The organism is Paraglaciecola arctica (assembly GCF_018861065.1).
Lineage (GTDB): Bacteria > Pseudomonadota > Gammaproteobacteria > Enterobacterales > Alteromonadaceae > Paraglaciecola > Paraglaciecola arctica_B.
On record NZ_JAHKQO010000025.1, the window covers coordinates 46,827 to 59,194 of the forward strand.

Sequence of the window (12,368 nt, forward strand, 5' to 3'; positions counted from 1 at the left end):
TTTGGAGAAATAAATGAAAGCAATTTTTACGTTTCTGTGTGCGCTACTCATCACCACTGCGCAGGCTAAAGAAGTTCGATACGAACTCAATGTTGACTATAAAACCGTCAATTTTTCAGGTAAAACAGTGCAGGCCATGGCTATCAATAAAAGCATTCCTGGACCTGTACTTGAGTTCAATCAAGGCGATAGCGCTATTATCAACGTCACAAACAATACTAATGACGACGCCTCTATTCATTGGCATGGCTTGCTGTTACCTCAAGAGCAAGATGGCGTGCCTTATATCACTTACTTTCCTATCAAAGCAGGGACCAGCTTTGAGTACCAATTTGAACTAAGCCACGCTGGCACCTATTGGTATCACAGTCATACTCGTATCGATGAGCAGCGCGGCCAATATGGGGCGATTGTGGTTCATCCCAAAGGTGGTTACCAAGATAAGTTTGACCATGATGTGCTGGTACAGCTTGCTGATTGGACAGATGAAAACCCATTAGATGTACTAAAAAATCTAAAAAAAGACGGTGATTGGTATGCCTACAAAAAGAATTCGGTGATTAGCATTAAGGGTTATCTTCAAAATAGTGATCTAGATGCGTGGTTAAGTAATCGCTGGCAGCGCATGGAAGGTATGGATGTATCAGATGTGGGCTACGATGCTTTTCTTGCTAACGGGCAAACCTCTTTGGAACTAGTGCCAACAGCTAAAGCCGGTGACCGAGTGAGAGTTCGAATAGTCAACTCTGGGGCTTCAAGCTATTTTGACATTCAGCAAAATTCTGGTGCTTTTGAAATTGTCGCAGCCGATGGAGTCGATGTTCAGCCGGTAACCGTGAATGAATTTAGAATGGGGATGGCCGAAACTTACGATGTGATAGTAACTATTCCTGACTCTGGCGTGTACCAGTTTGCTGCCAATAGCATGGATGGCACGGGTGGGGTAAAAGTGACTTTAGGTAGCGGTAACTCTGGCTCTTCTCCTGATCCCGTTCGGCCTAATGTATTTGCTAAAATGTCTCATAGCAATGATCATCAAGGTCGGGGGCATCAAGGTCATTCGCATCAAGAACAAGCGCATCAAGAACAAGCGGATCACCCTAGACAGCATAAAAGCAAGGAACCCCAAGGTGAAGACCACGCCATGCATTCTATGCCTAAAATGGCACAAGAGCCGCCAATGTCGTCGCAACATCAGTCACATGAAAATAATCATAACCATCACCAAATGATGGAGATGGATAGTGAGCCTGATGCACAAAAACTCGATTACAGTTTACTGAAAGTGCGACAACCAGTGACCTATGACGGTGAGTTACGAGAGTTTACTTTAAAACTAACAGGCGACATGGAAAGTTATAATTGGAGCTTTAATAATACGCCTCTATCGGCAGCAGATGTGATTAAAATCAATAGAGGAGAGGTGGTGCGTTTTCATTTTCAGAATGAAAGCATGATGCATCATCCGCTGCATTTACACGGCCATTTTTTCAAAGTGATATCGGGTAATGGCGAATATGATGTGTTGAAACACACAGTAGACGTGCCTCCTATGGGTAATGTGACTATTGAGTTTGCAGCAAATGAGTATAAAGACTGGTTCTTCCACTGTCACAACTTGTATCACGCCAAGACAGGCATGGCTCGAGTGGTAAGGTACAGTGATTACTCAGGCAACCCTGACTTTGTAAAAGCTAAAATGCAAAGTAATGAAATCATGGATTTTGATTGGTATGGCAGAACGGATTTAGCTTTATTTTCTTCTCACGCAGAAGTGATGTATCGCTATAGCAATGCCAAACACATTATTGAGCTTGAAGGTGTTAAGCACTTTTCTGACGAGTCGGAATTGGAACTAGCAGCACACTACAACTACAAACACTCTCGCTGGCTTAGATCTTTTATTGGAGTTAGGCGCATGGACGATGAAAACGAAATTTTGTTGGGCTTCAAGTACGTTCTACCCTTTAGCATTGATACTGCCCTTTGGATCACCGATGAAGGAAAGGTAAATGTAGAAGTGGAAACAGAATTCCAACTAACCGAGCGCATAGGCATAGAGCTGAGCACATCAACCGAATCAGAGTGGGACGCCACCCTAGAGTACCGTTCGTCACCAAGTTGGTCCGTGGCCATCAATGCCAATCAAACCTCAGGAGTAGGCGTGGGCTTAACCGCCACATTTTAGACTGGAACTCATTAGGTTTGAGCTCAGTGATTGTGAGTAAGAGGTGCTTCTTACTCACAACAAATGACTGCCTCGAGCAGGCTTGTGCTCAAATTAGGTGTTCGATCAAAATAGATACTTTCTCAATATAAATAACGCTATTTTGTTTGTTCGGAATTTTACTTATCACTTATCAGTGCAACACGGCAGCTCTTAATTTGATATTAATTCACTTGTATAAGGTAAGTTTGCTTAATTTGTAATTCAATTTTTGACTAACGGCTCTACCGCTTATTCTAAGAATCTTAAAATATCTGAAGAAACACGTTTTACATCTTCAACCATAGGCATATGGCCAAGATCTTCATAAATATGCGTATTTGAATTAAGCATCATTTTCCAGTGGGTGAAATCGTCAACGGGTAACAGCTTATCGTTGAGACCCCATATCAACATAGACTGAGGATGATCGAATCGATAATCACGAGGGTAAAAATCACGCAAGTTGAAAAATTGCTTAAACATGTGAGTATATTGCTCTCGCTTATTGATATATTCCCACGCCAGTGCTCGTAAAATAAACCTTGGCACAAATGGAGGTTTAGCCATAATTAAATCATAGAAATCAAAAAAATCCTGTTCAACGTTATGCTCAAAAGGGTTTAATTGGTTGTCTATCATGTCCTGCGCATATTGTGACTTAGCTCCCGCTGGGTCGATCAATACAGATTTTTCAATCCGCTCAGGTACTTCATCGAATAGTTTAGCTGCCATCATTCCGCCCATAGAATTCCCTACTATGCTGAAACGCTTAATTTTCAATTGCTCCATTAATGCCAAAAACATCTGGCATTGACTGGGCACAGAATAGTCATCATTGGGGTTGTATGCAGTTTGGCCATGGCCTTTAAGATCTGGAATAATTAAGTGATATTGAGACGAAAACCTTTTGGCAAAACGGTTCCAAACATACTTGTCAGCACTGAAACCGTGTAAAAGTACCAGCACAGGTTTATCACTGGAGAAGTGTTTTGTGTTGCTAAGATAGAACACCTCAAGTCCATTAACTAAGCGACTGGCACAATTCAATCCGGCTAGTTTTGCTTCTACACAATTAACCATATTAAAAATCAATCGACTAAATAACATACGACGCCGCCTAGTTGATAAAACAATTATCAATCCCACGGCGACAGTCATAATTAATACAAAAGTGATAAATAATTCCTAGTAATTTATATGTTTGTTTATAGCAAGGTGTAGGCATTTACCTAAAGGCAATAGTTTAATCGGAATTTATGACGTTGACTAACAGTGCGAACCAAATAACTGGGCCCGAATCTGCACAAGTGGTATTGCCCAGCATATTATTCAACGAGGCAATAATCGTCAAATTTCGTTAAGTAAGGATTCAAATTTAAATCCGCCTATTTTTTAGTTTTATGTTGAAGGCGAATTTGTCCAATATAGATGGTTCAGATAATTACTTTAAAATTACCTCAAGCATCACATTTTGCTTAGTGCAGAATCAAAGTGTTGCCACCCCTTAAGTTTCTTCCGTTCTATCTAGTTTATTTCCTCCAATAAATATATTTTTAAAAAGTTTTGTGATTATTTTAGCGGTGTTGCGAATAACTAGATAACAAGATTATGTATGTATTATCAAGAAGTAAGAAAAGGAGCGACAATGTCTATATTAAGGATGATGAAATTGATACGAGTCTTATACGTGATGGGATTAACTCAAATGATGGATTTGTGTGTAAATGAATACAACTAAGAAAACGCTATTTGCTCAGACAATGGAGCAACATAAGGGCATTGTTTATAAAATTGTGAATTCATATTGCCAAAATCAAGATGACCGACAAGACCTTGCTCAAGAAATACTAACCACCATGTGGCTAGCTTTCGATAACTACGATACAGAATACAAATTTTCTACTTGGATGTATCGAATAGCATTAAATGTAGCCATTTCTTACTACCGTAAAGACAGTAAGCGAGTAGATAGAGCCAACGCAGATGAAGAATGTATCGTGAAAATTGCTGACTTCTCGCAAGAAGGAGAGCGCAGTGAAGATGTGGTGCTGTTATACCGATTTATCGGACAGCTGGATAAATTAAATAAAGCGATCATGCTGCTCTACCTGGAAAGTGAACCATACGACAGCATCGCGAATAGCTTAGGTATGAGTAAAACCAACGTCGCAACGCGAATTGGCCGAATTAAAGAAACATTAAAAAATCAATTTGAAACACAGGAGTCTTAATATGAATTTAGATAATTTTAAAAAAACTTGGGAGCAGCAAAACAGTGACACAGATGCGGCTATTAAAATAAACCAAGCAATGTTGGCTGAAATGAAAGTGAATAAACAAATCAAAACACTCAACAATATGAAGTGGGCACGCACTCTTGAGAGCGTAGTGTTCTTCTACATTATTTTTTTATTGGGGCAGTATATTGCTACAGATTTCAGTCTTTCAGCATCAACGATATCTGCATTTATCCTTAATATTTTTGCCATTGTTGGGCTTGCTGGAAATATTGGTCAAATTGTTCTTATTTCAAAAATTGATTATGCCAAGCCAGTTAGCCAATTGCAGAAAGATATCTACAGCGTTTGCTCACATAAATTACAACTAACTAAGTTGTTACTCATGTCAGCGCCTTTTTATATGGCCTACGTATTTTTAGGATTTGACCTACTGTTGGGAGTTGATTTGTTTCAACACCTAGAGCAGCAAATGGTTTTGTTTTATTCCGTAACATCATTATTGCTTTTAACTGGCATACTATTCTTGTTAGCTAAATTGCATTACAAAAATATTGGAACCTCTTGGGTCAAAAGTACCATCCAATTTATTGTTGGTGAGCGTTTAGTCAATATGGCTCAATTTATTAACAGCATAGAGGCGACTGACAGCTAAGAAAGTGCTGTGGTATTTGCACTACTAGCATTAAGCTCTGTTTGATTCGAATTATTTAAAATACAACTTAATGCTGAGGTAACTAGCAATCTAGGCGCTATGCTGGATTACGGTTACTCAGCGTTATTTTTATACTCAGACAGGTCTTCAATATTACACGCACTACATTTAGGTTTTCTTGCTGTACTAATTTTAGCGACTAAACAGAATGAATCAGTGATACAGGTTTTGATTTCAGCAATCAAATCAACGTAATTAAAAGAGATAGAATTAAGATGCAAAGGTTCAATTTGGCGAAAACCAAGATGGTCGGCGGGGCTCTATCGATAATTGGGTTAGTTTTGAGTGTTTTTTTTGCGGCACAGACAAGTGTCAGCATCAGATTGGAAACTTGGTTCAGTCAGGAATATTGGGCACAGTTTATGCCGTTGGTCTTAACTATATGGTTGCTTGTCGCTGGCATGCTAGCTGCCTTCGAACGGCCCAATGCAAATTTCACCTTAGCGCTTTTCGGGCATACAATTTCAGAACAAATAATGTTTGGTTGGCTTGGATTAACCAATATCAGCACCAGCTTTTTTGATTTGTTTGGACTAAAAAACATCAACTTACCGGATTATGCAATATTGTGGTTTTTTGGTTTATCTCTTATTTCCCTGTGTATTGCTTATAGCAATGTGCTAAATCTGAGGCGTGTGTCCCGTAGCGAAGCACTCATTGGTATCGCCACTGGAGTGGTTGTGAGTTTTTTACCTCATTTCTTGTTGCTCTCATAGAAAAAAGGGGGGGTATGATATATGGAAGGTAACCTTGTAAGCACTAATTAACGACCAGATAGTTTAATCTCTAAAAAACTAAGTCGTTTTAAGCAGCAATTAAAAAATAACAAAAAAAGTCATTTTGAGTAGTCTCCATCCAACTAAAGTAGACGTTCTACTGCTTTTGAACCCACTTATTTAAACTTGACCTTGAATAACCATGATTGCGTTATTGCGGTGTCACTTTACATACACTCTATGTATATCACCTTCAATTGTTTTCAACTGACTCACTACCAAGCCTGACTGAGTGACATCATATTCATAATAACCATGAAGCTGATGACGAGATTCTAATTCTGACTTGGTTATTGAAAATTGCTGTAGATAAAACTGTCTGCTTTCGTTTGTGACAAAGAACAAATTATCTCCTCTAATTTGCGGATCAAAATAAGCATAGGGCATCAGTTTATTTAAATCTAAAGGCGTCAATTCAGCTTGCCGAACGGAATTTTTCGTTACATTCAAAATGGCGCTTAATGAGCTCGCATAAACTCTTCCGGTTGATTTTTCAATCATATAAATAGTGCTTAAATCATAGTGATCAGTGAAAAAGTACAGCCACCTTTTAAAAGCAACAGTATCTAGCTGATTATTGCCATTAAAAAAGGTATGGGGTTTTTCGGGGTCTTTTGTTGACACAACAAAGTCGTCATTACTAAGCCAATTAATGTTGTGAATTTGTGTTTGGCTAGAAAAAATTTGGTAGGGTTTTAACTCAATAATGGGGGAGCTTAAATTAAGTAGTGTATTAACAGGGATTTTCCAGACAGAGCTTTGGTCCGCGATCAGTAAATATTTATCGTTAGGAGAGACTTGAAGGTTAGTAAATACTTTATGCTCTTGAATGTTTAATAGGTTTGTTGCCTCACCATTGGACAAGTCACCTAGGTAAACTTGATTTTTACCAGAACGACTAGATACAAAAAAGTAATAGGCTTGTTGATGAAGTAGTGCAGGAATTGTGTCGTATACAATCGAGTTATTGAACAGAGTTTGTGAGTCATCAAAAGCAAGTAACCTTTCTATATTAAAATTAACCTGCCGAGTGCCAAATAAAAGTTGATCATCTTGAAACAAAGACATGTCATTAGAAAGATAATGACTAACATTTACTATTGTCGCTCCCTTATCGTCCTCGCTCGTTGCGGCAACTTGGCTTCGCACAATTTGATGTGATGGAGGTGCGGTTGAGTAGAAAACATGTTCCGAATCATGGTCCCAAATGGCCTCGGTCACTAGATAATCAAACGTTTTATGGCGTGATAGCTTTTCGCGATTAATATCTAAAACATAGAAAGTGGTTTGATTAAGTGAATTGCTACTCATGATCAATAATCTATTGTTGTCGGGTGACAAATCAATACTTAGATTACCTCTAGCTTCTGCTGCTGGCTGCTTAATTAGTTCGTGACTATCTTTTTGAATATCATACCGATACACCTGAAAAGAAGACTGACCTGATTGACGTGCGGTGTAATAAATGATCTCAGCATCGTCATTTAACACTATGTCTTGTATCTGAATTGTCTGGCAACTAAAAATGGCGGTGATATTGTCTAAGGTTTTAAATTGATTGAGCTTAGCCTTATAAATATTACATTGGGTGTCAAAATCAGCAGAAAAATACACATAAACCCCATCAGGCCTTTTGGTAGCGGCTATCAAGTGAGAAATGTCGTATTGGCCAATATTTACGTTTTTGACATGATTCGTTTGCACGTCCTTTATCCATAATGAGCTCTTAGATTGGCTTAGTTTTTGATTTAGAAATAAAATTTTGCCGCTGTTAGGGATTGCGCGTGGTGAAAAATCGACACCTTCTTCTCTGGTTACTTCTAAGCTTGTTAATGGGCGACTACTGTTATTTTCGTGGAGAAAAATAAATATCGCCAACAATATAACAACCAAGCCAACAAATGATGTCGTTACTAAAGGCGAGAATCGCGTGGTTCGCTTACTTAATGAGGAAGGAGCTTTCTCAGAAATTGTATTGACTGGGCAAATTAGTCGATAACCTTGCTTTGAAACCGTTTCCACGTACTTAACATTTTTCGGGTCATCGCCTAATAGTTTCCTTAAATTGGCGATATGCTTATTAACGGTATTGTCAGAAACAATTCTGCCTAACCAAAGATGTTCAATTAGGTCATCTCGAGTCACGATTTGGTCGGGATTATTGAGCAAATATACGAGTAACTGGAAAGTCTTCGGTTCAACTTCTACTAGGATTTCCCCCCGATATACTTTTGAGTTCGCTAAATCAATTTTAAAGTCACCTAGTTGCAACATATAGTGAATCAAGCCCTAAATAGATAATATCGATGTTATTTTGTCTTGTTTAATAACAAGTTTGAAGTTTTACTCTTTAAATAGATGAATAAATTCACTCTTTTTCACCTTTTATTCACCTATTCTTCATTACTCCAAGCCCAGAGAAATGTACGCTTTTTTTGCAAATTAATATTAAAGGAGGCATATATGAAAAATATAATTCAGGTGGCTATGGTCATATTTACAACACTTACCGTTGGTGGTGCTTTTGGCGCAGAGCAACACGATTTAGCGAAAATAAAAAACGCCGCGACTGACATTGTTGAGCAATACAATAAACTTGGTTGGTTTAGCGGAACAGTGCTAATTGCGAAGGACGGTAAGGTGTTTCATCGCCAACAGGTTGGCATGCAATCACAAACGCTAGGTGTAAAAAATACTGCTAACACTCGATACAATATTGGGTCAATCATGAAAGCGTTTACTGCAGTATTAGTGTTACAACAGGTGCAATCGGGGCACCTTAAAACAACAGATACCTTAGATAAATTTAAATTAGGCTTTACCGACCCTGACACCGCCAAAATAACCATTGAGCACTTGCTATCACATCGTTCGGGCTTACCAGATATATTTAATGCCCAATACAGAGAAAACCCATTGGCATATGAAACGGTAACGCAACGACTACATTTACTGCTCGATACCACTTTATTGTTTCAACCAGGTACTCAAAAAAAGTATTCCAATTATGGTTACGTTGTTTTGGGCGCAATTTTAGAAAAAGTAACGGGACAATCATTTGAAACATTGCTGAATGACAATATATTTTCGCCAGCAAAATTAGTGAATTCGAGTTTCAAACCACTGACCAATCTACCTCAGCAGTCAACTCGATATACTTACCTGTATAACAATAGTCTAAAAGAAGTGGGAATTACTGAGCACCCAGGGCCAGATGGCGGTATAGAGTCAAGTGTCGATGACATTCATCAGTTTGTTCGTGCGCTATTTTATCGAGATGATCTGCTTAATCGTACACTTCCTAAAAACCGAAGCTTTTTCAAAATGGATCAAGATAGTTGGCGCTCATACGGTGGTGGTAGCGGTGTCAGTGCTGCAGTAGAAGTTGATCTAAAAAGAGGTTATGAAATAGTCGTTTTGGCTAACTCTGATAACCTCGTTGCTGAATTCATTTCACAAAGAATCCTGACTTTTATAAACACCGGAGAGTATTCTGAGATTAAGCCTAAAGCGTCTAATTTTGCTTATCAATACTATCAAACGCAGCACCCTGAGCCGTCTTTTTCATTTTTTAAAGAGGCTTACCAAAAAGCGGGGTATAGTACTTTTATTGGCAAAATCTTAAATCAATTAGCAATGGAGTTAATTACTGAACACCGCTGGAAAGAGGCGTTTGATGCGCTTAACTATTTACAGCTTTTATATCCCCAAGCGCCACAAGTATATGACAGTTTGTCCTTTGCATATTTTAAAAAAGAAGAGTACCAAGAAGCGAGGTTAACATTTGAAAAGGCTAAAGCATTATCACCAAACTTTAAAAGTGATTACAGTGCTAATGACTATCAAAACGACTAGATGTTTTGCCAAGAAGGGTTTGTAATGCGTTGCTAGAATTAGCCAATTACAGATGCGTAAATCGAGTAGCGCTATCACTAAAACTTTGTATCTAGTTAAAAATAAAAACCGTGAGTTGCCAACTAGGTACAAAGTAACCAGTGTTTTAATTATGAAGTTGTGGATCTAAAGAACTAGCTCTGAAATGAAAGCAGCATGTATTTAGAGGCTAAATACTATAAGTTCCTATTTATTTTACCTTGCCCTTTACGTACACAAGTCTTCGATAATACGGCTGACACAGCGTGATTTACGGGCGATGCAGGTGTAATTGTATTGCCCATGCAAAATAAACCAGTGGTGTACACTTACCTTGAACAAAGAAGAGGGCAAGTTGCTGTCTTCACAAAAAAGAAACAGTCTCCATAACTCACAAACCACTGCCATACATTAGTCCTGCAATTAAATTGTATCGCTTGGTTAACTTTGGCATCAATAACTTCACTTCATCTTTTGTCATGACAACAGGTAATTTAGCTTGTCGCTTAGAGCGCACAAAATTTAGATTTAACGACAGTTCGTTTTTGACTATGTGCTTATATAAAAACGCCAAAGCATTTAGTGCAGTAGCTTGAGAGCTTGGTGCGACATTGTTTTTTAATACTAAATGTTCAAGATAGATTTCAACTTCATTATTGCCCATCGAGGCAGGGTGTCGTTTTTGGTGAAAATGAATAAATGACGTTATCCATTTTAAATAAGTTTCAATCGTTTTTTAGGAGTATTGTCTGGTTAACATATAGTCAACTATGTACTGTAAATATGGGATTTAGTTTTCATTTTATCTATTCGCCAAGGCTGTTTGTTTATACAGTGCAATGCAGTTTCCCCCATATTTAGGAAAATGAGCGAATCGCGCACTTTTGTAGAGTAAAAAATTTCTAAATGAATAAATTTTTCTATAGATAGCAATGTGTTATGAAATTTGTTAAAAATAGTAAAATTAAGAAAGTGCGCGACTTGTAAATAGAAATATGCGCGGTTAGCGCACTATTAAATTGTTAGCCCCAAGGAATTTATAATGAGTCATATTGAATTAGGGATTGTTTACCACCCTTGTCCAGAGGAATTGGAAGAGTTTTCTTCGGCGGTATCGAAATTGACAGGCTTGACGCCTAGAGAGGAGAAACTATTTGGATTTGCAGGACCAAATGAAGTCGTTCAAATTATTCTTGATACCGTTTCATGGGCACTTCTATTTAAAGGTTCAGCTGCATTTTTAGGTACAAAATTTCTATCAAGTTATGTTTCAGAGCTTGGCAAGCAAGCAGCAACAAAAACGATTGAAACTTTTGGTTCAAAAGAAGATAAAGATAAAGAAATATTTCTTGAGCTTGTTGAGGCAATAATTAAGCTTCGACAAAAAGGGCAAACAGTAACAGTCGCGGTTAAGTTAATTGACACTCCGAGAAATGCTGGCTTTGTTATTGAAACAGAAGACCCCAAAGAGATAGCTGAGCAGATGTCATTAGTAGCCTTATATACTGAGGATATTCAAAAACGTTACGAAGAGCTAAAAAGAGAAGATGATAAGGTCAGTAAGACCGGTAACAATCCAGACATGAGTTTGAAAATAGAAATTACCGATGGTGGCAAAGTCCTTTTAATGGGGAATGAGGTTGTTTTGAGTAAAAAGGGCTAACAAACACATTAAAAATCGCCCGCAAAAAGCGCGGGCTGGACTCGCTTCCGCTCGCCTTTTATGTGGGCGTTATAAGCCATAAGGAAGGTTGGTGGATAAATCGACAATAGGGAAGCTAGATGCCTTAAGTGTTTTTATTACTTGGGCGCTACTAATTTCACTTTTGAGCACTTTGGCATATTTAAAGATTTTTGCTGATCCAAACTCAAGTGCTGAAATTCTTGTTTATTTATTTGGCGCTTTCTTTATTGCTGCGTTATGTCACGTAATATTAGCGTATTTTAATCGCTGCCCTCATTGCAGAAAATGTTTGACTGTTCAGGGTTTTAAACCACCTCATCCTGCTTCAAGTGGTAGTTGGGACAAAGTAGTGTGGCATTGGTTTTCAGGTTCAATTGCTTGTATTCATTGCGGGCAAAAGGTTGATACAAATGGCTTATAACAAGCCAAGTCAGCGGGAATTTTACTCGCTGAACAACGCTCATAAAATCCCCTGCTTGGGGCGTTATGTTGCAAATGGATTCTTTTTGAATGTCACCAATTAAGCAAAAGAGAAGTGGTGTAGCAATTTACCTAGCACTTATAGGTTTATCTACTTTTAAAATTGTTGGCTTTGTTTTAGGGGCGATTTTGGGTGCTCTAATTGCTTTCTATACCACGGAATTTTCATCCCCTCCTTTTGTTGAACTAGCGGCTTGGTGTATTACTTTTTCCCTTTTGGGATTATTCATAGGTGTAATAGCTGATATGCAGCATTCAGGTAATGAAAAGCGTAGCGGTGATGTTGGTTCAACTGATCCTAAGTTTTCAGCACCCGATTCAGGAAGTGATGGAGGTGGAGGTGACTAAGCAACATAACAACTTTACCTAGACACCAACAACTTTACCTAGACAC

General features: G+C 38.3%; 12 protein-coding genes. 8 read left to right on the forward strand and 4 right to left on the reverse strand.

The genetic code is table 11. From position 1 onward, the window contains the following. Positions 1–13 precede the first annotated feature (13 nt). Positions 14–2,188, forward strand: a complete 2,175-nt coding sequence (locus tag KO534_RS09835; RefSeq protein ID WP_215929478.1) for a multicopper oxidase domain-containing protein — start codon at positions 14–16, stop codon at positions 2,186–2,188. Positions 2,189–2,458: 270 nt separating this feature from the next. Here the strand turns inward: KO534_RS09835 and KO534_RS09840 are convergent, their stop codons facing one another. Then, on the reverse strand, positions 2,459–3,316 hold the full coding sequence (locus KO534_RS09840) for an alpha/beta fold hydrolase (RefSeq protein WP_252732061.1): 858 nt from the start codon (positions 3,314–3,316) through the stop codon (positions 2,459–2,461). 617 nt (positions 3,317–3,933) lie between these two features. Here KO534_RS09840 and KO534_RS09845 point away from each other — a divergent pair. Together KO534_RS09845 and KO534_RS09850 are read left to right on the forward strand one after the other, a co-directional pair. Further along, positions 3,934–4,440: an RNA polymerase sigma factor gene (locus KO534_RS09845; RefSeq protein ID WP_215929479.1), complete on the forward strand. Its 507-nt coding sequence runs from the start codon at positions 3,934–3,936 to the stop codon at positions 4,438–4,440. A 1-nt stretch (position 4,441) separates the two neighbouring features. Then, positions 4,442–5,101: a hypothetical protein gene (locus tag KO534_RS09850; RefSeq protein ID WP_215929480.1), complete on the forward strand. Its 660-nt coding sequence runs from the start codon at positions 4,442–4,444 to the stop codon at positions 5,099–5,101. Positions 5,102–5,214: 113 nt separating this feature from the next. On the opposite strand, the gene KO534_RS23705 is transcribed toward KO534_RS09850, so the two are convergent. After that, a complete protein-coding gene (locus KO534_RS23705; protein ID WP_215929481.1) occupies positions 5,215–5,382 on the reverse strand; it encodes a hypothetical protein in 168 nt (55 codons plus the stop codon). On the opposite strand from KO534_RS23705, the gene KO534_RS09860 reads away from it, so the two are divergent. Continuing rightward, positions 5,377–5,877, forward strand: a complete 501-nt coding sequence (locus KO534_RS09860) for a hypothetical protein (RefSeq protein WP_215929482.1) — start codon at positions 5,377–5,379, stop codon at positions 5,875–5,877. The genes KO534_RS23705 and KO534_RS09860 overlap by 6 nt on opposite strands. Positions 5,878–6,099: 222 nt before the next feature. Here the strand turns inward: KO534_RS09860 and KO534_RS09865 are convergent, their stop codons facing one another. Continuing rightward, on the reverse strand, positions 6,100–8,211 hold the full coding sequence (locus KO534_RS09865; RefSeq protein ID WP_215929483.1) for a winged helix-turn-helix domain-containing protein: 2,112 nt from the start codon (positions 8,209–8,211) through the stop codon (positions 6,100–6,102). A gap of 189 nt (positions 8,212–8,400) precedes the next feature. On the opposite strand from KO534_RS09865, the gene KO534_RS09870 reads away from it, so the two are divergent. After that, positions 8,401–9,792: a serine hydrolase gene (locus KO534_RS09870; protein ID WP_215929484.1), complete on the forward strand. Its 1,392-nt coding sequence runs from the start codon at positions 8,401–8,403 to the stop codon at positions 9,790–9,792. A gap of 409 nt (positions 9,793–10,201) precedes the next feature. On the opposite strand, the gene KO534_RS09875 is transcribed toward KO534_RS09870, so the two are convergent. Next, a complete protein-coding gene (locus KO534_RS09875; protein ID WP_354667921.1) occupies positions 10,202–10,540 on the reverse strand; it encodes a phage integrase N-terminal SAM-like domain-containing protein in 339 nt (112 codons plus the stop codon). Positions 10,541–10,852: 312 nt separating this feature from the next. Here KO534_RS09875 and KO534_RS09880 point away from each other — a divergent pair, with 312 nt between their 5' ends. From KO534_RS09880 to KO534_RS09890, 3 genes are all read left to right on the forward strand, one after another. Beyond that, entirely contained in the window at positions 10,853–11,473 is a 621-nt protein-coding gene (locus tag KO534_RS09880) for a hypothetical protein (RefSeq protein ID WP_215929485.1), read from the forward strand. A gap of 91 nt (positions 11,474–11,564) precedes the next feature. Further along, complete coding sequence (locus tag KO534_RS09885) at positions 11,565–11,915, forward strand: hypothetical protein (RefSeq protein WP_215929486.1); 351 nt, start codon at positions 11,565–11,567, stop codon at positions 11,913–11,915. A gap of 89 nt (positions 11,916–12,004) precedes the next feature. Further along, positions 12,005–12,322 (forward strand): hypothetical protein, encoded by a 318-nt coding sequence (locus tag KO534_RS09890; RefSeq protein WP_215929487.1) that lies wholly within the window; start codon positions 12,005–12,007, stop codon positions 12,320–12,322. Positions 12,323–12,368 lie beyond the last annotated feature (46 nt).